Source organism: Rhodopirellula sp. MGV (assembly GCF_002251265.1).
In the GTDB taxonomy this organism is placed as follows: Bacteria; Planctomycetota; Planctomycetia; order Pirellulales; family Pirellulaceae; genus Stieleria; species Stieleria baltica_A.
The window spans coordinates 214039-238755 of sequence record NZ_NPDI01000028.1 but is presented as its reverse complement, the minus strand read 5'-3'; the positions used below and the strand labels follow the sequence as shown (position 1 = coordinate 238755).

Here is a 24717-nt window from a genome sequence, read left to right as displayed (position 1 = left end):
CTCAGCTGACTGATTCTGATTCATCCGCCGACGCCGTGCCGGCCTCGGCGAGTCGTTGTTCGCGTTTGTCTTCGGTAACACGATCGGGAACGGCCACCCGTTGAAATTTGAATTCTCGGAATAGCAGAATCAGGTTCACAGCCAAAATGAACGTGCCGACGATAAAGACCATCAGCGACACTTCGATGGGCCTGAGTCCTTGTGAGTTAAACGTCTTCTCCCATGTCCAAAACCAGTTGGACGCATGCAGTGGGTTGTAAGTCCCTGAGACTCTTCCGGCAAGGACCACATCGACGACACTTGGCCCCACCACGCCCAGGAACAGTAACAGTACTCCCACGATGATTGGCGGCACAAATGTTGGGCCCCAGCGTTTCAGCATTGGCATCGAAATGAGACGCACCAGACCGAGGTAACCAAACAGATAGCCCGAGTTCAACAAGATCAAATAGATCGGCGAGGTTCCCGAGTTCCCCAAAGTTACGTTGCTACTCCAAGCAAGCAGCCCCATCGCTGCAAGCGTGATCATCCCTGCCATTGCGGTCGAGAGACAGAACATGAACCCCGTCCCCGGACCGGGCATCCACCAACTGAGCAGCATCCGGGTCGCGTAGGTGGATGGCCATTCACGTAAAACACGTGGACTCAATTCGCGAGCTTCGCCGCAAACCAAAATGCCGACAAAAAACCAATAGACGGTCAGCATCATCATGCCGAGAGTGATGAATTCGATCTCTTCGGTTGCCCAAGCAGCGTAGACGATCGTAACGATCCACAGGACTTGTTGGACGAGCATGATAGCTCGCAGTCGTGTCGACCGATTTTCCGTCACCGGTGCGATGCGAGATGCGGCGGCGGACAGAAAAAGCACGACGAATGAAAGCGCTACCAAGATTGGCAAGAAGTACCCCAGGAACGTACCGCTCCATCGCTCACTAAAAACCTCTTCCATGATGAAGAGACTCATCATGAATTCGGTAAACACCACCAACGCCACCAAACCGACCAACAAAAACGTCTGCAGCGTGCGACCTTTGGCGATGGTTGACAAGACCAGCCCGAACGAAGTCAAGACAAGCGAAGTCACCAGGACTAACACCATGGTCAACATGATTGTCGACAGCCCGATCCCTCGCAGCAAATAACAGAACGCGAGACAGGGAAAAATCGCAGAGAAGTAAATCAACATCTGCAAGCAAGCGCTGTTCATCTTTCCTGACACGATACGCCACGCCGATAACCGCGTGATCGCCAACATCTCATACGTCCCCTCGTCCAACTCCGCCGCCAGGGACCGAAACGCCACCAACGGAATGAAGACGAACATCGCCATGGACAAGACCAGGTAGTACCCGCTCATCAAGTCCATGCCGCTCGGCAGGTAATAAATGTCCGGTGAATAGGTGACGATCCCGATAACGGTCCAACCAACCGATGCGGTCAACAATAGAAAGAACGTGATCAAGAACTGCCGGCTTTTTAGCGACTGCCGTGCTTCTTTGATCAGGATCGGATTCAGATGAGACACCAATCCATCAAACACCCGCTCCAGCTTTCCAACCAACCCTTGACCATCGGGATCAAGTGCCAAACTGGGATAGGGAATCGCTGCCCCATCGACCTGTGGTGACAAGCTTGATGACAGTTCCGTTGCAGGATCCACTTCGCTCATTGCACTTGCCCCGTCGTCACTTTCAAGAACAGGTCCTCCAACGATTCGTCCACCGGTCGGTATTCCAGCACCCGAACCCTTGCGTCACACAATCGATGCAAAATTTCGATCCGACGATCGGCACCAACGCCGGTCTGAAAATGGATCGCTTGCCCGCGATGTTCGAGATTGGCCACTGTCGGTATCTCGCTTAGCACCTGCATTGCGGCTGTTGGATCCCCATCAATCAACACGATCAAATCCTGGTGCGGCTTCGATTTGCCTTTCAGTCCTGCGACGGTATCGTTGGCCAATAGCGTGCCACGTTCGATGATGCCGACTCGATCACACATTTCGGCGAGCTCGCTCAAAATGTGGCTACTGATCAGGATCGTCTTACCGTCCGCCGCCAACGTACGAATGATTTGGCGAAGGTCAATTCGGGCGCGAGGATCAAGCCCGGCGGCTGGTTCGTCGAGGATTAGTGTTGATGGATCATGGATCAACGCGCGGCCCAAACACAAACGCTGACGCATCCCTTTGCTGAGTCCGTTGATCGGCTTTTCGGACATCGAACGCAGACCGGTAAAGTCCATGACCCAGCGCAGTCGCCTTGTTCGCTCGCGTCCGACCAAGCCATTCGACCGGGCAAAGAAGTCGAGGTATTCGGCGCAGTTCGTGTCGCTATAGGTCCCGAACGCATCGGGCATGAAGCCCAACCGTCGACGAACGCGATCCGGATCATTGACCGAAGACAGGCCTTCGATGAAGGCATCGCCACTGGTGGGCAATTCCAACGTCGACAGGATTCGCATGCTGGTCGTCTTGCCCGCACCGTTGGGTCCGATGTAGCCGAACACGCTTCCGCGAGGCACCATAAACGAGACGTTGTTCACCGCGCGAGTGTCCCCAAACACCTTCGTCAATTGCTGCAACTCGATCATCGGCCCTTGCCAGGGCGTTCTAAGCGGACTGTTCATGGCAGGACCCCTGCGATGATTCGGGCACAGCCTTCACGATTACAGTCCGGCAAGGCAAAACGCTCTGGTTCGACCTCGGTAATTGCGAAGAACACCTTTTCACTTAAGTTTCGGTTCAATGTCGCAAACTTGCTTTCGAGTTCAGACCGATCTTCGGTGTAGTTGAACGATCGGTACGCCTGAGGGATATCGCTGCCGCGTGGTTCAAGATTCTCCATCAAAATGTCTTCAATCGTCGACGGGCTCGCTGGGTGCATCGTTGCGGTTGCGTCAGGATCAAGGTCAAAGGCAATCCAGCGTCCGCCTTTTCCGTCCAGCAAAGCGACACTCGAAAAACGCTGCGTTCCAAAATTCGTCACCGTCGGCGTCCCCTTGTCGGTTTCAAAGCGAACTGGCAGCGGGCCAAACGTCGGGTCGGTTTCGAGAAACTCTGCTTGAGTACGCGTGGCGAGAAAGGATCCGTAGTAGCGACGGGCGTCAGGCAACTGTTCGATCAGGTGATCGCCGGAGTCGTTCGGGTCCGGCGATCGGTATTGATAGCCAGGAATCAGTTCGAAATTGCTGACCGGCAGCACCAGCGAATTCAAAGGGAACTTTAATCCCAGATTCGAATCGACGATCGTGTAATACGTGTGTCGTATTTGGTCCAGTTGCGGATAGGTTGGCGGAGACTGCGGATCAGATGCCGACTGACCGACGGGATGCTTCGCGTCGATCCAAGTGATCTGCCGGAGCTTGGCACGGTTCGTGAACCCGTCGGAGACAAACGCATAAAGGAACAAACCGCTGGTGACCATGAAGGCCATTGCGGGAGCCAGAAAGTACAGCCAATACAATTTTCCGCGGCGACGCAAAAAGAAGTAAAGCACTGGCCCCATCAAGAGCACGAAGAAACAGTTCAGCAGCACAAACGCTGTGACAGGCGGACGCCCGACTGCTGCGATCAGCCAGTGCCAATAACTTTCGTTCCCGCCACTAATGTTGACACCGTTTCGAGACTCCCAAGACCGATTGAAGCGTTTCAGCGAAAGCCAGAGTTGGTAGGACCCGGGAAAAGGGTCCGGGTCATTGATCAAGGCGACACGCCCCAGACCATACGAAAAAGCCGACAGCTTTTGATTCATTTGCTCCTGATCGATCACCTCTGTCACAGGGTTTTGCTCGTCAAGCAATTCCTTGTAAAAGTCACCACGATTTCGACTTTGGTCAGGAACATAATCGTTGCGGTAAAACGATCCCGAATAGGCCTGATAGACGGGCGTCGAATTCACGTTTCCGTCAGCAAGTTGCATCAAGATTTTGGGATCTTTCACGAATTGGACGAGTTCCTTTTCAGGCTCCGTCGCCAGCCAACTGCCGCGGTCGAAACCGCTGGCGGGCAAATCATACGTCCAGAGGTCGCCACCAGAACTCACCCATTGCTGCAGCGCACGAAACCTCGCAGGGCGTTCACGCTCCAATCGAATCAAGACAGGCGCGGGCACGATCATGATGTCCAGTTGGCTGTAGGCCAGCCATGATTCTCGCAGACTCGCTTCGCGTTGGACGCGATACCGAACTTTGCCGGTCGTGTGGTGATCAATGAAGTTCTTAGCTTCTCGAGGTGACATCCGATCGCGTTCACCGGCCTCCGGCAACATGTCTTCGCCGATGACGGTTGTGATTGCACGCACGTCAGGCATTTTCTCCCAAATCCCTGATTTCGACGGCGCGTCGGTTGGCTCCACAATCCCAATCGTCACTTCTTGGCCCCAATCCTGGGCAAACGAAGCGAATGTTCCTCGCGTCGCATACCGTCCTAGCGAACGGCCATTTTCGCGAATCTCAACCGCTAATGACTCCCAACGGTAATAACACGGCATCTCAATGGGGAGCTCAAAAGTCGTGATGCCTTCGGGCACCGTCACATCGACCGCGTATTGATAATCGAGTCGCGTTTGATAGGTCATCCGTGGCCGTAACAGCACTCGCAAGACCCGCTGCCGTGTGAACCCGTTGCCGATCGAACTGAATCGCAACACCAATGGCTGGACCCCGTCCTGGCTGATCTGTTCCGACAAAACAGACATTCTGAAACCGGCTTTTGCTGACGCCGAAGGGCCATAGCCGATTTCGTACTCTGCCGCGTCGGCACCACTTGGCAGTAACGCCGATGCCAGAAGCAAAGCGATGAACGCGACAACCAAATTCCTGAGTCTGCTCAAGTCATCGACTCCTGATCGTTTGCGTTAGCGGATTCACCGCTCGATTCATTACTCGAAAAATCAGTTCCCGGCATCACCGCGGTCGGCGTGTGGATCGTTTGCTGCAAGTTGTTCGTGGTCAGCACACCGATCGTCGAAAACAGGCTGGCAACGCTGAAGCTGACGACGTACAGCAAGAACGGGAACAATACCGCGAAGACCACCGCAGTTCCCAAGACCGCCCACATCGCATTCGTGGTGACCGCCTGCTGGATCACAGCCATCGAAACTGCGGAAGCTGTCACCACGCCTATCAGCAAGCGAAGTGAAACCTTTGGCAACCAAGGCAGAGTTGCGGGGTTATTCATGAACGACTCTGGAAAAGAGTAGATGCATCTAGCAAAACATCGAACCATTTCGGGCGCAACGAACGACCAAGGCACAATCTTTATAGCGTCAGGGCGCCCATTGCTGATCAAGCCGCCGGGAACGTCATAAGCTAACAAAAATCTTGCTAGCAAAACAATCAAAAGCTCTCTTCACACAAAATCACAAGTTCTGCTAAAGGTTGGGGCATGCATGCGAACCGATGAATGTCGCGACAGCAAAAACCAAACCTGTGACCGGTCAACACCGATTCCGAGAGATCCCACGAATGAGAATTCTTTACGAAGGAGCGATATTCCAGATCCTTCGCTGTGGCGGAGTTGCCCGCTACTTTTCGGAACTCATTCACCACTTGCCTGAATCGATCGAGCCCGTGGTCCTGGGCCCGCCGGGTGAATCGTCGCGGATTAATCACCCACAATTGAAGTACATCTCGGTTCAAACTGAACCGCCGGTATCGTGGCTCCGCAAGTGGACACGCGACCGGTTGCAACGTCAGATTATCGAGCGATTCAACGCAATCGATACTGATATCGAACACTGGACATACTATGGCGGCTTGTGTCGCCGACCGATTGTCCATAGCAATCGTCCGCTGGTAGTGACAGTGCTTGACTTTATCCACGAAGCGTACCCATCGCTTGACCCGAGCGGAAAGCACGTGGCGATGAAGACCGAAGCGATTCGACTGGCCGATCACTTGGCCTGCATTTCGCAGTCGACGTTTAATGAACTGTGCGAGCGTTTCCCCGACGCACGACACAAAGCGTCGGTCGTTCCGCTAGGCACATCGCTTGAAAACATCACGCCGGCACCGATTCCCTCATCGCTTTCTCGATCGCCCTACGTTCTTTTTGTCGGTCGTCGTAATAACTATAAGAATTTCCAAGTCGTGTGGGATGCCTGGTGCAAACTGCGTGGCCGCCGCCCCAAAGATGCGAAGCTGGCCATTGTCGGACCACCGATGAAACGCCGCGAAGCGTCGGCGCTGAATTTCAATGACGATCCATCTGCCGTCCTGCTTCCAAACGCAAGTGACGAACTGCTGCGAGGGCTTTACGAGCAAGCCAACGCGTTCATCTTTCCGTCAAAAGCCGAAGGGTTTGGCCTGCCGTCTCTGGAAGCCATGTGCGCCGGAACTCCGGTCTTGGTCAGTGACTTGCCAGTGATGCATGAAGTTGTCGGCAACGATGGGTACTACTTTGAACCCGACGACGTTGACACGGTAGCCGACATGATGCTCGCGTCACTCGAAAACCGACTACCCGATCGTGACCGAATCGTCGAATCTGGGAAAGCACGCGCATCAACGTTCCGCTGGCAAGCAACCGCCGAGCGAATGGCAGAGGTCTATATCGATGTCGCGGACGAGCATTCCCCCAGCCGCCCTAAAGCGACGGCACACCCTGTCTCGTGTTCGACGGTTTGATCGCCAAGCGTTTGCACGCCGCAGCCTGACATAGAACGCCCGAACCTGGTGAGCGTTTAACCTGGCGAACACAGCTAACCTGGCAAACACAGTGCGGCGAGTGACTTGGCAGCCGCTTCAATGCTGTGCTTGGTCCGAACACCTTGCGCCCCTTGCATCGCCAATTCGGCACGCCGAGCTGGCTGGTCAACGAGCTCGATGATTGCGTTGGCGAGTTCGCCGACATCGTCGGGCGGAACCAGTACGCCACCGCCCGTCGACCGCACCAGTTCGCCGAATGCACCATGCTCTGGCATGACGACAGGCGTTCCCGCGGCAAGCGATTCTAAAACGAACAGGCCTTTCGGGTCTTCGTACTCGGTGGGCACACACAACAAGTCAGCTTGCCGCAGGAAGTCGACCTTTTCGGCCAAGTCAGGGCTGCCGTGATAGGTGAATCGCTCGCGAAGCCCCGCTCTTTCCAACCGATCTAGCAATGTCTGCAGATACGGCTTGTTGGATTCGCCAAGCCAACCGGCGGCGTGCAAGGTGACCTGCGGTCGCTGAGGAGCAATTTTCTCGAACGCTTCGACCAAACGGTGCAGCCCCTTCTCTGGTGCGATCCGGGCGAGGTAGCTCAAACGGAACTCCGCATCACTGGCGTCTTGGTGAGTCGCTGTGTCGTACGACGACAGGTCGATTGACAACGGGTGCAGCCGCAGCTTGGTTTCGGGAATTTCCAACAGCGCCGACATTTTGTCGCCATAAAACCTGCTGTTCACACAAAAGTAATCGACGTGTTCAACCAGATTGCTGCACAAGCGAATCGCTTCGTTGCGGTGCACTTCGGGCAAGTGATCAAGGAAGATGTCGTCGCCTTGCAACATCACGATCATCTTGGCGTTCGGCAGACGCTTGCGAAACATCGGCAGCCCACCACCGATCAGCAAGTTGGTCAGCACGATCGCGTCAGGCTGAATCTCGTCGGCAACCCAATCACAAAGCTGCTCGAACTCCTCGGCTTGGTAGCCGTGCTCTCCTTTGAGAATCGAGATGGAAAGGTCGCCCAGGGAGGCGGGGTCGGTTGAACTGGCGCGGCGGGTCGCCCAGCGAATCAATGATGGCGAATCCAGAAGACTGCGCAGCGGCCGCGGCAACCAGCGCAGCCAGGGCATTTTTTGCAGCAGGTAAACATGAATGCCACCCAAAAAGACTCGCGAACCGGCAATGCTCACCTCGTCCGTCCGGATAGGGGTGTAGACCGGCTGGAGCAAGCATTCAATGCCATCCTTGTGCATCGCTCGCGCGAGCGCGTTGTCGTGCATGCAGCTTCCACAGTACATCCCGGCAGCGCCGGCGGTCAGGTACACAACCTTCATATTCTGGGTGGATAAAGCGATAGGGGGAAATGAAATGCCAATGGATTCTCCGAAGGTGAACAGCTTAATGGCTAGAGAAAAAAGCTCGTTGTGAGGGTCAGACCACGCTTCTATACTCCGCGCTGGTTGTTGGAACCCACCTCAGCACCACGATCAAGCCTCCGATGCGAGACAAATTGTCTCAGCGGAAGCCCCACCAGTTTGGATTTTAGCCAGGTTCGCCGGCGGGTTGCCTTTGGGACACCCACGCCGAACCTTGCTAGTGAATCCTAACGGTGGGTCAGCCCCGAAGCCGCCGCCCTGACCGCGTCGCGTTTCCGACGCGTCTCTGTTGGCCGGTCCTAACCACCATCTAGTCAGTTCAATGTCTGTTTCTGAAAAATCGCATCCAAGTAAGTTCGCTGAAATCATCCCAGTGACGCAAGCGACTGGGCCGTTTTATTGGGGAATCGATATCGGAGGGACGGGAATCAAGTTGGGACTTGTCGACTCGGCAGGCTACACGGTCGCATTTAAATCGATCCCGACGATCGAAAGTGCCGGCCCGGAGGCCGCGGTCCAACGTGTCGCGGAGGTCGTCAGCGAAACGGAATCGGAACTTGGCGTCGCCGGGCAAGTGCCACACATCGGGCTCGGCGCTCCCGGACCGATGGACCTTCCCAAAGGCTTGCTGGTCGCGCCACCACAACTGCCATCCTGGTGGGGATTCAATATCGTCGAAGCCATCGTCGAAGCGACAGGACGCCCCGTCTCGTTCCTTAACGACGCCAATGCGGCCGCCTATGGCGAATTCTGGATCGGGACCGGCAAAGGCAGCGACTCAATGATCCTGCTGACTCTTGGCACAGGTGTCGGCGGCGGAATTATTGTTGACGGGGAACTGGTCAACGGCGTGAACAGCTTCGGCAGCGAATGCGGGCACATCTTAATCGACCCATCCTCCGAGGGCCGATTGTGCGTCTGGGGCGGAGGACGAGGGCAACTCGAAGCCTACGCAAGTGCAAGCGCCGTCGTTGACCGGACACGGGAACGCCTGCAAGAGGGAGCGACCAGCACGCTGAGCGGACATTTGGGTGGTGCAGACAACGAATTAACCGCCAAGAAGGTTTACGAGGCTGCCAAAAACGACGGCGACAATCTAGCATTGGAGATAGTTGACGAAACCGCAAAATGGCTTGGAATTGGCGTCACTACACTCGTCCACGCCCTCGACCCGGGGGTGGTCACCCTCGGGGGGGCGATGAATTTTGGCGGTGCGGAATGCCCCATCGGCAGGCGGTTCCTTTCTGGGATAATAAACGAATTCCAAGAGCGCACATTTCCGAATGTATTTGAAGGCACATCGATCGCGTTCGCGACGCTCGGTGCGGCCGCGGGTTACCTGGGATTGGCTGGGTACGCCCGAAAACAACACGCGAAACCGACATGACCAAAAAACAAATTCGAAACTTTTGCATCATTGCCCACATCGATCACGGAAAAAGCACGCTCGCCGATCGACTGTTGGAGGAAACCGGCACGGTCAGCTCGCGCGAAATGAAAGAGCAGCTGCTCGATGACCTGGAACTGGAGCGGCAACGCGGAATCACCATTAAAGCTCGCGCGGTGGTGATGAAGTTCAAACGGGGCAAAGAAGAGTTCGAGCTGAACTTGATCGACACCCCCGGGCACGTCGACTTTCAATACGAAGTCTCGCGCTCGCTCGCATGCTGCGAAGGTGCACTGCTGCTGGTCGATGCCTTCCAGGGCGTCGAGGCACAAACGGTCGCCAACGCCTATGCCGCGATGGAACACGATCTGCACATCATCCCGGTCATCAACAAAATCGACCTGACCCACGCGCGGCCGGAAGAAGTCGCCGAAGAGATGATGAACTCGCTCGGCACCGACCCCGATGACTGCGTTCGCTGCAGCGCCAAAACCGGGCAAGGCGTCGGCGACCTGGTCAACGCCATCATCGATCGCGTTCCGCCGCCTTCGGGCGACCCCGATGCGACGCTCCAAGCGATGGTATTCGACTCCAACTACGACGACTACCGTGGCGCGATCACCTACGTCCGCGTGATGCAAGGCACCGTCCGCAAAGGCCAAAAGATCCGCTTCCTGCGGTCCGGCACCATCCATGACGTCGTTGATGTCGGCCAATTCACGCCCGCCCGCACCTCGTGCGCGGAACTATCGGCCGGACAGGTCGGCTACCTGATTTGCAACATCAAAAGCCTGGGCGACGTCCACATCGGCGATACCGTCAGCATTCCTGGTGACAAAGCGGCACCCGCACTGCCCGGCTACGCCCGTCCGAAGCGGATGGTTTACTGCGGTCTTTTCCCCAGTGACGGCCAGAACTTTTCGGACCTTCGCGACGCACTCGAACGCCTTGCCGTTAACGACCCCAGCTTCGAGTTCGAACCGGAAACCAGTGACGCACTCGGCTTCGGATTCCGCTGCGGTTTCCTGGGCCTGCTGCACATGGAAATCGTCCAGCAGCGATTGGAAAACGAATCGGATGTCGACCTGGTGCAAACCGCACCCAACGTGACGTACGAAATCGTCAACAAACGCGGCGAAACGGTCATCATCCACAAGCCACAAGACGTTCCCGATCCGGGTGACATCGAAGAATTCCGCCAGCCGATTGTTCGCTGCAACATCATCGTGCCGACCGAGTTCATCGGCGCCGTGATGAAACTGGTCCACGAACGTCGCGGGATTCAAAAGACCCAGGAGCACCTCGGTGCACAACGCGCGATGTTGACCTACGACATTCCGCTGGCTGAAGTCGTCTATGACTTGCACGACAAAATCAAGAGTTGCACCAAGGGCTACGGCACACTCGATTACGAGATGATCGGGTACGAACAAGCCGACTTGGTCCGACTGGATTTCCTCGTTAACGGCAACCGCGTCGACGCACTCAGCATCGTGTGCAACCGTGGTGACGCCGATCGTCGCGGACGTGCCGTTGCCAAGAAACTGAAAAGCGAAATCGACCGACACATGTTCGAAGTCGCTGTCCAAGCAGCCATCGGTAGCCGCGTGATCGCTCGCGAAACGGTGCCGGCAATGCGCAAGAACGTGACCGCAAAATGCTACGGCGGTGACATCACACGGAAACGAAAGCTGCTGCAAAAGCAGAAAGAAGGCAAGAAACGCATGAAAGCTGTCGGCAACGTCGAAATCAGCCAAAAGGCGTTTATGGCCGTGCTGAGCGAAGCCGAAGGCGGCTGATCAGCGCCCCAGGGGCTCGATCAATTTCCTGCCGAAGCGAGACCAACTCCGATCAAGCGGCTCTGAATTTCAGGGCCGCTTTTTTTGTGCGACGACGCCGACGAGAAGCGCCCCGTAGGCAAATCCAATGCGACCGAGCCGATTAGCCCAGCGGGTGCACGGGGTTGGTTTCATTGCGGCTTGCCCAGACATTCAGCTCTGGAAAATGGGCGCCGAGTTGCGTTGCGAGTCGCTCCATCGCAAATCGCTCGCTGTAGTAATGACCGATCAACGCGAGCGTCATACCGAACGACTCGGCTTCGAGACATTGATGAAAGGTCGCTTCACCGGTGATCAGCAATTCGCACCTGCGGCGATGGGCCTTGGCGACGAACGAACCGCCGCTGCCGCAGGCAAACCCGACTCGCGAAACGGTTCGGTCGATGGGTCCGACATATCGCGGGCCGACGGCATTGACGTGCGAGACGCAGCGTTCGATGACTTCGCGTGCAACGGTGGGTGCGGGGAGAACTCCGACGCGGCCTGCACCGAGCTCGTGCCCGGGTTCAGGATCGATAATCGGTCCGACCGACGTCAAATGGAGCAGCTTTGCCCAGGATTGATTGATCCCATCGCCAGCGGAATCGAAGGCGGTGTGGGCGCTGTACACAGCGACACCCGAACGGATCAATCGCCACAACATCTCGCCGGTCAGCGAGTCGGTTGTGATTTTCGAGAGCGGACGAAAGGGGACCGGGTGATGCGTGACCACCAGATCAACGTTCGATTCGACAGCCTCGGTGACGACAGAAGGCGTCACGGTGAGGCAGGTCATAACATTTTGGACCGCAGAGGCGCGATCACCTACTAATAGCCCGACGTTATCCCAAGACTCCGCTAACGCGAGCGGAGCGATCAGTGCCAAGTGCTGGCAGACATCTTGGAGCGACGTGGACATGCTCGGTGAACTACTTCGGAGCGATCATACAGATCATTCGCTTGCCGTGTTGCTGCGGAGCGGTTTCGATTTTACCGACTTCTTCGAGCAACTCGATCACTTGTTCCATGACCTTTCGGCCTTCTTCGATGTGGGCCATTTCACGGCCTCGGAACAAGACGCTGACCTGCACTTTGTCTTTGTGCTGGAGGAACTTCTCGGCGCGACGGATCTTGGTCCGAATATCTTCGTCGCCGGTTTTTGGGCGCAACCGAATTTCCTTGGTCTTGGTATGACTTTGGTTGCGGTTCGTTTTCTTGTTCTTGTCGTACTTGTACTTACCGTAATCCATGATACGGCAGACAGGCGGGCGCTCGTTAGGTGCGACCTCCACAAGATCAAGCCCGACATCACGCGCTCGGTCGAGCGCCTCGTCGGTCGGAATCACTCCAAGCTGCTCTCCGGTCTCACTTACGACTCGGATGGGACTGATTCGGATGTTTGAATTGATACGAACCGTATCGCGGTTGTCTGGCTGGTTGTTTCTTCGTGCCAATGCCACTTAAAACGTTCATCTCCTGCCGGCTGGCAACCCGGACATTTTTGAAATCGGTAGTCCCCCATCCGTCAGTGTGGCGCGTTGTGGTGGCGTTGCCAGCACCAATCGGCGGAAACGAATGGGGGGAGAGTGCCGGTTGGTCCGGCAGTAGACCTCTCGAAGGGACAAGTATCCGATGGCGGATCCGCGAGCGTCAACAGTGAAACCGCCCGAATCCCCTAGAATTCGCCTAACTATCAAAAAACGTGGCATCCAAAACCAAGGTTTCGCCCATCGCCTCAACCGTATCGCCGAAAAAAATCTGTTTTCGACGTCGGGTTTCGACGATTCCGTTGACGGTAACCTCGCCATCCTGGATCCACAGCTTCGCTTGCCCCCCTGTGCCAACCCATCCGGCGCGTTTTAAAACGTCGTCGAGTCGCATCATCGGGGTCAGATCTGACGCTAATTCGCCGGGGCGAGACTGCTCTTCGGGCTTGACTGGGTCATCAGGTGAAGACATCGTCAAAATCTGAATCACTCGATTCGCAAGAGGAACAATAAACGCCGCCCACGACACTGCGTCGCTTCTTTCTTCGGCCGTTTACACCCCTACGATTATCCAACGTTTTCTCGGCGAAACAATCGCCCTGATCGGGCGTTTGGTCACAACCGGCAGACTCAGCTACCGAAACCCGATGCGTCCGAGACGGAAGTTCGCGCCCTGATCAAAGCCAATTTGGGCAACATACTGTTAGCGTTTTTCAAATCACATCTCACCTAGCGAGCCACATGTCCATCACCGATGAACTCGACCGTCTGCAACGTCTTCGCGACCAAGGCAGTCTGACCGAGGCAGAATTTGACGAAGCGAAACGCAGGGTCTTGGGCGGCGCGCCCAACCATTCGTACGACTCATTTGGTGAAGGCAACGCCCAATATTCTGCTCCGTACTCTGCCCCGCATTCGAATCAGAACCAGTACCACTTCGCCGACGATGGCCAAGTGCTGGGCATGGACGAAAAAACGTTCTGCACGCTCATGCACCTTTCACAACTGCTGGTGATGTCGATGCTCGGCGTGTTTGTTCCAGTGGGAATGTGGCTGATCGGCAAAGAACAATCTGACTTGGTACGCCGACATGGCAACCGAATGATGAACTGGCTGATCAGCGAATTGATCTATGGCATGCTGATCGCCGTGCTGTGCTTTTTCTTCGTCGGATTCCTGTTTATCCCCGTGTTGGCGTTACTGGGCATCATGTTTCCGATCATCGCCGCCATCAAAACAAACCGCAACATCCTGTGGTCATATCCGCTCGCGATCCGCTTCTTCGAAGAAGACTGATTGCATCCGAACCAGACGCGGGCCGGCTCGAAATTTAGCCAAGCTGTCTAAATTCAAGTTGCCCCTCGTGCTCAGCCACCGCCATACTGGTGGCTGGCCTATCGACGATCACCGCTGCCCCCGACTGGGATTTCGCTATGCGCATAAGAGGCTTTCGTCTTTTTGATACGAACACAAATTCGATCAAATTTTTCGCGTCGCTCGCCGTCGCGGCGATGATCGTCGCGGACGTGTCACCAACGCCGCTCTCTTCGGTGTCTGCCCAACAAGTCGCTGACAAGCAAGCGGAATTGACCGAACGTTTTATGACGGTGCTTCGACGTCGACCGCGTCCGGGAACAGCTCTCGACCGCGTGTACGGCTATCACGTTCAAAACGGCAGCTTGGACGAGCTACTTCAATCGCTTGACGTCGCCGACGATGCCCCCGACGCCGGCGCCAACCAGATGATTCTGGGACTGCTGCAGTCGCAACGCGGCAACACTAGCTTGGCAGTCGACGCATTTGAAAAGGCCGAAACGCTGCTGCCTGACGACGCGATGGCAAGCTACCAACTGGGCAAAAGCTTGCTGGCAATCGGTCAAAACGAAGCCGCGGCAGCGGCAATGGAGCGGGCGATCGACCGCAACCCAGCTCGCAACGAAGCCCTGGCAATGTTTACCGAACTGGGACGTCTCTATGGTCGCGCCGGCTTGAACGAAAAAGCCCTGCAGGTCTGGACGAAACTGGAAGCACTGTTTCCGGGCGATGTAAAAGTCGGCGGCCAAATCGCGCGCACCCTTGCCGAAGAAGGCGACTACGAATCTGCCTTGGCACGCTATCAACAACTCGCCAGCTCCGCGAGGCAACCCGAACAACAAGTTGCCTTCGGGATTCAAGCTGCCGAAATGAAACGCCAACTTTGCCGTCATGACGAAAGCACCGAGGATCTCGAACTAATTCTGAACCGATTGCGTCCGGGAAGCTGGCTTTATGCGAACGTTCGAGAACGCATCGAAGAGGGCTTTTTGAAATCGGGTGACTATGACGCATTGGCCGAGTACTACAAAACAAAACTCGCCGCTACACCAGACAATCTCGAACTACAAATCCGTCTCGGCCGCATTTACATCAATTCGCGACGGCTCGATGACGCCGTAACGACGCTGCTTGCAGCTCTTGAGAAGGCTCCCGAAAACTCCGAAGTCAGACTGACCCTGATCGAGGTCCTGAAACGCAAGGACGACTTGGCGGCGGCCGCGAACCAATTCGAAAAACTTGTCGACCTGGATCCGAGCAACCCTGACTACCTGATGCGTTGGGGAAAAACCGTTCTCGCTGACAAACAACGCCCACTCGGTGAACGCCAAGACATCGCGATCGAAATTTGGAACCGCCTGGCCGAAGCACGCCCCGATGACGCCGTGATCCTCGCCCAAGTTGCCGATGCGTTCCGCTCGATCGAACGAAGTGAACTTGCGATCAAACTGTACCGGCAAGCTGTCGAGGTCGCCCCTGAAACGCCCCAGTACCGCGAATACCTTGGCGAATATTTGTTTGAACTCGATCGGAAAGACGAGGCAATCGAGGCATGGGAGTCGCTCGCCGCTGACGGCCGCCGATCACGTGATTCGCTCGTTCGACTTGCCGAGATCTTTCGTACGTTTGAGCTGGACGATCTCTCGCTCAAAGCTTGGCAAGATGCATCCAGTCTCGACCTGACCTTCGAACAAGAGTTGCAATTTGCCAAAACGCTGCGGGAACGAGACAAGATCGACGCAGCCTTCGCGAGCTTGGACCGAGCAGAAACACTCGCCGAATCGCCAGACGAAAAAGAACAGTTACTTCGTGATCGGATCACAACGTACGCACTCGCCGGTACGCTGCAAGAACAAATCGAATCACTCCGCCAGGACGAAGCAACACCGAACAACCTGCGTGTCCTTGCGTTGCTCTACGCCGCCGCTGGCGACCTGGACGCGGCCTATGAAGCGATCAATCAAGCTCTACAGCAATCGCCCGACTCGGTCGACATTTTGTTGATCTCCGCCGAAATTGCCGAACGGCAAAACCGGATGGCTGACGCCGTCGAAAAGTTTCGACGACTTGCAAATCTCGACGGACAATTCAAAACCAATCATCTGCGTCACCTCGCTGATTTACAAATGCGACTGGGACAAACCGACGACGCATTTGAAACCTGCCAGGAGTTGATCGACACCAATCCGGCGAGCTCCGAGTCCTACCAGTTCTTGGCCCGGAATGCGTTCCGAGCCGGTCGCGACGACACCGCCATCACGGCTCTTCGCAAAGCGATGTCGATCGCCCCGCGTGACAACACCAGCCGGCGAATGCTGGCATCCGCGTTCGCCGATCGCTACCGAACCGATGAAGCGATCGAGGTTTACTGGCAAGCGATGCAATACGCCAGCAAACTGGATGAGCAATTGCAATTGGTTCAAAACCTTGCGCCGCTTTACGATCGCAAAACGGACATTCCGGAAATGATCCGCCGCATCGAAGACATGCGCAATGACGAAGTCGATGAACGATCGCTTGTCGTCTTGATCGCGGCCGCCTACGAAACGATTGAAGATTACGGTGCGGCCATAAAGACGCTCGAATCGGCGGTGGTCAATTCTCCGAGAGACGTGCCACTGCTCGAAAACATGGTTCGCGTCTGCGACCTCGCGATCGAACTCGAAGAAGCCGCGGCCTTTCAGGAACGCATCGTCAGCTTGGAAGACACCCCGGAAAATCGCATCAAGCTGATTCAACTGCAACTTGATGCCGACTTGATCGACATCGACACCGCGCTAAACGATCGCTTGGCCATTGGCGCCGATCCGCATTACCTGGGCCAAATGATCCGCGGCTCCGTCGGCCGGATGGACTACGAAACCGCAATTGCGATCTGCGAAGCCGCTTTGCGACGTGACCCCAGCTTATGGGACATCAAACTACAACTCGCACAGTTGCTTCTCCTAAGCCCGCAATCGTTCGAACCGACCGACGGTACTGACGGCGATGCCGAACTCGTCGCGTTCGAACGGGTACTTGAACTGGTCGAAGAAGTCCGTGCACTGGATCTCCCAGTAGAAACCAAACCGCCAACAGCATTCCGCCGCACCGCAGGTCCGAATGCGTCAAAATCGAACCAGTCGTACAACCCGCAGTCATGGTCAAACCACTATTACCCGCTAGCGCGTCTGCTGCATCTGGGAACCTATAGCAATTCGTCATCGTCATCCAACCAGTTGGCGATGCCAAACGATTTCGGACACGCGCGAGTGATGGCGGCCACGCTGCACTTTGCCATGATCGCGAAAAAGGAACCTGATAGCGAAGCGTCGAAACAAATCTATGACCTGCTGACGACGAAATACGCAACCGGTGAGACTGACGAAATTGAAGACCCGGTCGTGCTTTGGGACTTCCGTGGAATCGAAAACAGCTTGACTTACCTGACAAGATCCTCACCAAAACAACACTACACCGAAGCTGACCGGCAAGGCGAAACCGATCGCATGTGGCGGCTTGCCGAATTGGATCCCGAACATGCCGAACAACTCCTGCGAAACATGTTGTTCAACTTCGCTGTTCAAGACAAAACTCTTTCGGGCGACGACGCCCCGTTGCCAGCGAGTCGCATCGAACTGGTGAAACGTTTTTATCGCGACGCCGAAGCCAAACTCAATCGCGACGTCACAAAGCGATCGAAATCCGACTGGCATACGGCGATGCAGTATCGGATGATCCTCGACCACCTCCACACGCGGCGTGGTGAGACGGAACTCGCCAATCAATACGCGATTACCCCGCCAGCCCAAGACGCACCATTCGCCGAATTGATGACGGCGATCAATTTCTATCTTTCGATCGACCGACGCGAACCAGCCGAAACACTCATCCCACGATTGCTTCCGGCAAGTCGCAATGACAAACAGAGCGGCGGCTATCAAAACGCTGGAATCCAAGGCACGATCGGAACACTCCGATACGGAAAGGCTTCAGGCCAGGAGCTTTTTGAAAAACACAAGTTCGAATTCTTGCAAGCGATTCTCGCCGAAGCCTGCAATGCTAAACCGCAGAGCAATTCACGCGGTACGTCGCTAACGGATGGCACTTGCTATGTGTATGTACGCAGTCGCAGTGGTGGGTACTACAGCGTGTACGTCAAATGCCCACTCGTTCCGGAGGTGTTGCCGGAAAACGTCATTCGTGAATTCAGCAGCTTTCTGCCGACCTTAGAAAACTCATCTGGCCAACCAACCTTCAAAATCGAAGACGCGATGGTCGCGTGGCTTGATCAGCCAGTTCCCGGCGCGACGGAACGCGAACAAAAAATTCGCGATGTACTTGCCGCTTACGCCCATTGGTGGAATGAAGATCCGGCGGGCTGCTACCAACGCCTCAATCAACTTTGCGAGCGGTACCCCGACGACATTGACTTAAAAATCGAACAAGCTCGTTTGGCCTGTGAAATCGGCCAACCTGCGCTCGCACTCGAAAAACTGAACAACATCGAATCGCTCGACAGCAACATGCTCACCCGCACTGAGATGGCGGCGATGAACATTGCCTCGCAAATCGGTGACACAGACCGCGCTCGCAAAGCGGCGAAGCGTCTGTTTGGATTGAGAATTGACACCAACACCCAGCTCGCATTGGCAGAACAGATGCGCCGCCTAGGCATGCCAGAACAAGCCAAGGCGATGATGCAGCGTTTACGCGGGCAACGTAAAAAAGACGAACGCACCGAAATCCAAATCGCCAATGCGTTTTTGGCAAATGACGATGAAGAGGCCGCCGCCGAGGTTGCCTACTCTGTTCTACGTCGCCTCAACAGTGGACGCACACAATCAGGAAACGCCGACTACTACCGCCGACAAGTGGTCTCGGTCTTAAAAAAGGCGAATAAACTCGATCCGTTGACCGAACGCGCCAAACGCCGTGTCGAGTCAGCCCCGCAATCCGTTCGTGCGATCAACGAATTGATGGAACTTTATACAGCGGCGGGACAGAAAACCCAGGCTGACGAACTGGCGAAACGGATCGCCAAGAACGACAAAGTTTCGCAACCTCAACTGCTGATCGCACAGGCCGAAGCATTCAAACAATCTGGAAATTACGAGGAGGCCGTCCGGTACTACTTGATGGCATGGGCCAAGAATCCAAATTTGATGCAGCGCGATTTCTATGACATGTACTCACCGGCGCGGCAGCTTGCCGAGACGGATTTTGCATTCGAACTGCTTAACCAAATTCCACCGAATGCATTTCCCGGATATCGAATTTCCGAATTACTTCGCATGGGGCGAAATGCAAAATCGTTCTCCGAACCGAAACGACAATTTGCAAGACGCATGCTGACTCGTACAGACGCCGATACCTACCTGCTGGCGATTCTTCAATCAATCCCAGAATCGGAACGTCCCAATTTGCCCGAAATCGACGAAGCCCTCGTCAAAGCGGCATGTGCCGAAGACTCTTTTGCGAAAGATTCATCCTTTTGGCGAATCCAATCTTACTCAAGCCTCGGCCAAGTCACCGGCGCTCTTCAAGAGCTAGTAGAGATTGCCAATCGGAGTGAACAATACGGGAAACGACTGCGCGAACATGCCCAACAGACAATCGATAAGTATCCCGAGTCGAGTGGTTACGCGGCACAACTGTTTCTTGCACTGATCGATGTTGCCAACGACCAGATCGACGACGCCCCAAAACGAGATGAGGCCGTCAAAGTCATCCGCGGTCTATTCCAAGACAAACGGGAACAACTCGTTAAACACGCCTCCGAAACCATGATCTGGCAATTTGGCTCGGCGCTTGAATCCTCAAAACACCCAATCGAGGAAAAGAACGCATTGCTTCGTTCGATCTTTGACGTCGCCAATCATGATCCGAACCTGTTCTACAACTCGTTCAACCTGACACCCTCTGCTCGGCTTGCAGACCTCTACTCCCAAGCCGGACTCCGTTGGCAAGCCCACCAAATCATGTGGAACGCTTTCCAAACGATCGATCATTCACAGGACAATGTCAGCAACCCCGGATATGGCGATTACCAAGACATCAATGAAACGATCAACCTCGCCGAATCGATGGCTCGGCAAGAATTCGCGATCGAATCGTTTGCCGTTTACCAATGTCTCTTGGCTGAACCCGATAAATTCGGAAAGGCGCAGCGTTGGGGTGGAGGTGACATGCATGCGCGAACGCAGTCCGCATCTGACAAGGCGAAAGAAAGATTGACCGCTGAAACCGGCATCCAATACCTCGACGCCTTCCGTCTTCATATCGCAGAGCACCCCAATGACCTGGATTCAGCGTTATTAGACACACCGATCCCCGAACCGACACGAACCGACAATCTCCCATGCATCTTGCTTGCCCTTCGCTATGCCAAGCAAACAGAAGCAGGGCGTGAATCAATTCAAGCGTTCAAAAACACGGTCCGAGAAACCAGCGAATCCGTACCGGACAACCGTACGCTAAGCCTCTTACAACTCGTCCTTGAATTACATTCGACACCGGCTTCCGAAATCGATGTCACCGAATCATTGACGAACGTCATTGCGACGATCCCTAGCGAAGCTGAGTTAACGGAAACTGTCGAAAGCGGGAATCAAAAATCGCTAGAAAACCTGCACGACCTGCTGGTCCCCATAATCGTCGCGCATCAATCGGAGCACCCCAGTGCGACCGAAGTCATCGAATCGCTTTCCAAACCACTCGCGATGATTGCCAATCAAACGAATGAACGACCACTCCAACTCGCGATCATGGCGTTTGGCGGCCATAACAAACAACAGATCCTCGATTCACTGGATCTGATCGAGCAACGGGCCGATTCACTCTCCACGCTCAACTTGTCGGAAATCAAGTTTTGCTTCGGCATCGCCAAAGGCCTTGCAGAAAAAGGCGACTACGTTGATTCCAGCCGAGCCGTCGAAATCGCATTGCGAAATGGGCTACCAACTCGATCCCTAAATAACGATTCCGACCCCTTTGCCCTGAAGACCAATCAGTCCTCCAATCCTACTCAAAACGCCTCCTTGTTGGGGCAGATTGAAGTGACAGACATGCTGTTAAGCACGGTTGCGATGTGGTCTAAACCCTTTGGCCTGGACGACATCTGCTCCCCGTCGATCGACGCCCACGATACCGAAGAATCTCCGACCAACAACAACGCAGAATTGGCTGACAAACTTGCCCAAACTGTCCTGACAGTGCTCGCGCCGCAGAACCAATCGATTGCAAACAGTGCTTATGCGAAACGGATTGCGTCAGAACAAGCCTATGACAACTACAACTCGAACACGACTTGGGAGATCCGCTCGGTTTCACTCGCCCTCGCCAATCTGGCACAGCAAGCCGGAACGTCTTCGCAAGTGATTGAACAATTGCGATCCATCGAAGCGAGTGGCGATGCGGATCGCTTGCGATGCGCGATCATCGTCGATGTCGCCTTTGCGACCGATGACACTGCCATGCAAACGTTGGCGATCAACGCCTTCGCCAAATCCTTGAACGAAGTCCTGCCAGCAGTGGACGCGGCAATCGTTTCAAACAACGGCACCTACACGATTACGCAACAAGACCAACTCGAATCGTGGGAAAAAAGCGATCGAGTGGACTTGTGCGTGCGGACGCTCTGGCCCGTCGTCAGCCGCCCACACCAATTCGACAAAGAGGATGTGCACACTGCATCGCAATTGCTAACACGGGTACAGAAGCTAATCGGATCCGATCACTACACCCAGAGCCGACACCGCGAAATCGCACGACGTATCGAAAGACAGTTATTCACGACGTCGGCCGAAGTGAAGGACGAGAAAACGTTCGGCCAGCAATTCGGCAATCAAGTCGAATCGATTTTCAAAGCGTTTGGCTTTTGACCGGGGCGCTGCCGAATCATGGTTCGGCAGCGAAGGTTCTGTCTCTCTGGCCAGGAACTAAGAATCCAATTTCATCGGCCCGGCATTGAGCACCTTGTCAGTGACGCCGTCGGCATAGGTTTCGAAGTTGCTGTGGAACAGGCCCGCGAGCTTCTTGGCCGTTGCGTCGTACGCGGATGGATCTTTCCAAGTATTCCGCGGGAGCAAGATTTCGCTGGGCACGTTCGGGCACTCCGTCACGACATTCAAACCGAAGCATGGCTCACGTTCGGTCGGCGCGTCCTTGAGTTCGCCACGGTGAATCGCGTCCACGATCGCTCGCGTATAGGCAAGGCTCATTCGCTTGCCGACGCCATAGGCGCCACCGCTCCAACCGGTGTTCACCAGCCAAACGTTGGCATTGTGACGGCGAATCCGCTCGGACAATAACTCCGCGTATTTTCCGGGATGCCAAACCAAGAACGGGCCGCCGAAACAAGGCGAGAACGTTGCTTCTGGTTCGGTCACGCCGACTTCGGTCCCGGCAACTTTTGCGGTGTATCCGCTGATGAAGTGATATTCCGCTTGCTCGGGCGTCAGACGACTGACCGGTGGCAACACGCCGAACGCGTCACAGGTCAAAAAGATCACGTCGGTTGGCTGTCCCGCAATGCAGGGGATCGAAGCATTGGGAATGTAGTCGATCGGGTACGCACCACGAGTGTTTTCGGTGATCGAGCTGTTGTCAAAATCGACGTGGTGATCGGCACGGTCGTAGACGACATTCTCCAGCACCGCGCCATATCGCAAGGCGTCGAAAATCTGTGGCTCGGCATCACGCGTCAGGTAGATCGCCTTGGCGTAGCAACCGCCTTCGATGTTGAAGACGCCATCGTCAGTCCAGCAGTGCTCGTCGTCGCCGATCAAACCACGCTTGGGATCCGCTGACAACGTTGTCTTTCCCGTGCCGGACAAACCGAACAAGACCGATGATGCGTTGGTTTCGGGATCACAGGTTGCCGAGCAGTGCATCGGCAGTACACCCGCTTTTGGCATCAGGTAGTTCATCAGTGTGAACACTGCCTTCTTCATTTCGCCGGCGTACTGGGTACCCAAGATCACGACTTCACGACGTTCCAGGCTCAGGTCCACGCTGGTCTTGCTGGTCATCCCGGTGGTGTATCGGTTGGCCGGAAATGCGCCTGCGTTCAAGATCACACAATCGGGCTCGCCGAACGTTTCCAGCTCTTCTCGTGTCGGCCGGATCAGCATGTTGTGCATGAACAACGCGTGATAGGGCCGTGCACAAATCACACGGACCTTGATCCGATAATTAGGATCCCAGCCGGCGAACGCGTCCAACACATACAACCGATTGCGTGTATTGAGGTAATCGATCGCACGCTCACGGTTGACGCAGAACACCTGCTCGTCCAATCCGATGTTGACGGTGCCCCACCAAACGTCGTTTTCCGATTCGGGATGTTTGACAATGCGTTTGTCTTTCGGCGACCGTCCGGTCTTATCACCCGAGTATGCAATCAAGGCCCCGGTGTCGGCCAGCGTCGCGTTCTTTTCGTAGCGGAGAGCTTCTTCGTAGAGTGCCGCCGGCGAGGCGTTTCGAAAAATCTTGTTGACGTCGATTTCGTATTGAGACAGATCAAACATTGTGCTCTCCCAGCTCTGATGTTCGTCAGATCTTTTGCCAAACCATAAAGGTCGATGAATAGAGATGCTGCGGTATTGGCCGCAACCGGTCCGCTCGGCAAGAAGCACGCGGGCACGCCAACACGCCGAGAAGGGCGATCAGTATTGCATATTTGGCGGCAACAAGAAGCGGTGGTGGGAATGATTCGACACCACCACCGCAAAAGAAAGCTCGAAACTAGATTTCTGTTTCGGCCATGTCGCGAGCGTGATAGCTGCTGCGGACGAATGGGCCGCTAGCGACCTTTTTGAATCCCATCCCCTTGGCGATTTCGGCGAGCTCTTCGAACTCTTCAGGTGGGACATAACGGACCACTGGCAAGTATTTCTCGCCCGGCTGCAAGTATTGGCCCAAGGTCAGAAAATCGACGTCGTACTCGCGCATGTCCGCCAACGCGTCCAGCAACTCGCCGCGTTCTTCGCCAAGGCCCAACATCAAACCGCTTTTGGTTTTGACCTGCGGATTGTATTCCTTGACCTTCTTCATCATGCCCAAGGTCCATGCGTATTCGCTTTTGGGACCGCGAACGCGGCGATACAAACGTGGCACCGTTTCCATGTTGTGGTTGAACACGGTTGGGGCCGCATCAATGACCCGTTTCAGTGCATCACGGCAATTCACGAAGTCGGGCGTGAGGACTTCGGTGGTCGCACCGGTCCGCTCGCGAACCGCGACAATACAACGGTAGTAGTGATCGGCACCGCCATCGGGCAGATCGTCGCGAGTCACGCTGGTGATAACCACATGCTTCAGCCCCAATCGCGCGGCGGCTTCGGCAACACGTTCGGGCTCGTCCGCTTCCGGCATCGCCGGTGGGCGTCCGCGGTGCACCGCACAGAATCCGCACGGACGTGTGCACACATTGCCCAAGATCATGAAGGTCGCCGTTTGCTGGCTGTAACACTCCATGCGGTTGGGGCACTTCGCGTTGTCGCAAACCGTTTCCAGTTTGAGCTCGTCGAGCAACCCCGCCGTCATGTGGTTGGCGTTGCTTTTGGGGATCGGTCGTTTCAACCAACGTGGCAGTCGACCGCTTCCGCTGAGATCAGTTCCTTCGGGGATTTCAGGGTCGGCGACGACAGGTAAACGGAATGCCATGAACGTAAAAAATCGTGTTTTGCGTGAACCAGATG

The 24717-nt window shown here is 55.4% G+C and carries 15 protein-coding genes; 5 read left to right on the top strand and 10 right to left on the bottom strand.

What is annotated here, in order from left to right; all coding sequences use genetic code 11:
• Position 1 precedes the first annotated feature (1 nt).
• The 4 genes from CGZ80_RS09885 to CGZ80_RS09870 are packed head-to-tail and all read right to left on the bottom strand — an operon-like array spanning position 2 to position 5182.
• A complete protein-coding gene (locus CGZ80_RS09885) occupies positions 2 to 1672 on the bottom strand; it encodes a hypothetical protein (RefSeq protein ID WP_094413826.1) in 1671 nt (556 codons plus the stop codon).
• On the bottom strand, positions 1669 to 2631 hold the full coding sequence (locus tag CGZ80_RS09880; protein WP_233148338.1) for an ABC transporter ATP-binding protein: 963 nt from the start codon (positions 2629 to 2631) through the stop codon (positions 1669 to 1671). The genes CGZ80_RS09885 and CGZ80_RS09880 overlap by 4 nt, the downstream gene beginning before the upstream one ends.
• On the bottom strand, positions 2628 to 4835 hold the full coding sequence (locus CGZ80_RS09875) for a hypothetical protein (protein WP_094413824.1): 2208 nt from the start codon (positions 4833 to 4835) through the stop codon (positions 2628 to 2630). The genes CGZ80_RS09880 and CGZ80_RS09875 overlap by 4 nt, the downstream gene beginning before the upstream one ends.
• Positions 4832 to 5182, bottom strand: coding sequence for a hypothetical protein (locus CGZ80_RS09870; RefSeq protein ID WP_094413822.1), 351 nt, complete (start codon positions 5180 to 5182; stop codon positions 4832 to 4834). The genes CGZ80_RS09875 and CGZ80_RS09870 overlap by 4 nt, the downstream gene beginning before the upstream one ends.
• Before the next feature lie 287 nt (positions 5183 to 5469).
• Between CGZ80_RS09870 and CGZ80_RS09865 the strand changes: the two genes are divergently transcribed.
• Positions 5470 to 6630 carry a glycosyltransferase family 4 protein gene (locus CGZ80_RS09865; protein ID WP_158222639.1) on the top strand — a complete coding sequence of 387 codons (1161 nt, stop codon included), beginning with the start codon at positions 5470 to 5472 and terminating at the stop codon, positions 6628 to 6630.
• Positions 6631 to 6704: 74 nt separating this feature from the next.
• Here the strand turns inward: CGZ80_RS09865 and CGZ80_RS09860 are convergent, their stop codons facing one another.
• Entirely contained in the window at positions 6705 to 7988 is a 1284-nt protein-coding gene (locus tag CGZ80_RS09860) for a glycosyltransferase family 4 protein (protein WP_094413818.1), read from the bottom strand.
• A gap of 364 nt (positions 7989 to 8352) precedes the next feature.
• Between CGZ80_RS09860 and CGZ80_RS09855 the strand changes: the two genes are divergently transcribed.
• Both CGZ80_RS09855 and lepA read left to right on the top strand, forming a co-directional pair.
• Positions 8353 to 9417: an ROK family protein gene (locus tag CGZ80_RS09855; protein ID WP_094413816.1), complete on the top strand. Its 1065-nt coding sequence runs from the start codon at positions 8353 to 8355 to the stop codon at positions 9415 to 9417.
• Positions 9414 to 11216, top strand: a complete 1803-nt coding sequence (lepA, locus tag CGZ80_RS09850; RefSeq protein ID WP_094413814.1) for a translation elongation factor 4 — start codon at positions 9414 to 9416, stop codon at positions 11214 to 11216. Before CGZ80_RS09855 ends, lepA begins: the two co-directional genes overlap by 4 nt.
• A 142-nt stretch (positions 11217 to 11358) precedes the next feature.
• Here the strand turns inward: lepA and CGZ80_RS09845 are convergent, their stop codons facing one another.
• From CGZ80_RS09845 to CGZ80_RS09835, 3 genes are all read right to left on the bottom strand, one after another.
• On the bottom strand, positions 11359 to 12153 hold the full coding sequence (locus CGZ80_RS09845; RefSeq protein WP_094413812.1) for a Nif3-like dinuclear metal center hexameric protein: 795 nt from the start codon (positions 12151 to 12153) through the stop codon (positions 11359 to 11361).
• A 10-nt stretch (positions 12154 to 12163) separates the two neighbouring features.
• Positions 12164 to 12694, bottom strand: a complete 531-nt coding sequence (infC, locus tag CGZ80_RS09840) for a translation initiation factor IF-3 (RefSeq protein ID WP_094413810.1) — start codon at positions 12692 to 12694, stop codon at positions 12164 to 12166.
• A 226-nt stretch (positions 12695 to 12920) separates the two neighbouring features.
• On the bottom strand, positions 12921 to 13193 hold the full coding sequence (locus tag CGZ80_RS09835) for an RNA-binding S4 domain-containing protein (RefSeq protein ID WP_409994536.1): 273 nt from the start codon (positions 13191 to 13193) through the stop codon (positions 12921 to 12923).
• Between the two features lie 269 nt (positions 13194 to 13462).
• On the opposite strand from CGZ80_RS09835, the gene CGZ80_RS09830 reads away from it, so the two are divergent.
• Both CGZ80_RS09830 and CGZ80_RS09825 read left to right on the top strand, forming a co-directional pair.
• On the top strand, positions 13463 to 14017 hold the full coding sequence (locus CGZ80_RS09830; protein ID WP_094413808.1) for a DUF4870 domain-containing protein: 555 nt from the start codon (positions 13463 to 13465) through the stop codon (positions 14015 to 14017).
• A gap of 254 nt (positions 14018 to 14271) precedes the next feature.
• Entirely contained in the window at positions 14272 to 21897 is a 7626-nt protein-coding gene (locus tag CGZ80_RS09825) for a tetratricopeptide repeat protein (protein ID WP_158222638.1), read from the top strand.
• 57 nt (positions 21898 to 21954) lie between these two features.
• Here the strand turns inward: CGZ80_RS09825 and pckA are convergent, their stop codons facing one another.
• Together pckA and lipA are read right to left on the bottom strand one after the other, a co-directional pair.
• A complete protein-coding gene (pckA, locus tag CGZ80_RS09820; RefSeq protein ID WP_094413804.1) occupies positions 21955 to 23544 on the bottom strand; it encodes a phosphoenolpyruvate carboxykinase (ATP) in 1590 nt (529 codons plus the stop codon).
• Between the two features lie 217 nt (positions 23545 to 23761).
• Positions 23762 to 24682 (bottom strand): lipoyl synthase, encoded by a 921-nt coding sequence (gene lipA / locus CGZ80_RS09815; protein WP_094413802.1) that lies wholly within the window; start codon positions 24680 to 24682, stop codon positions 23762 to 23764.
• Positions 24683 to 24717: the final 35 nt, after the last annotated feature.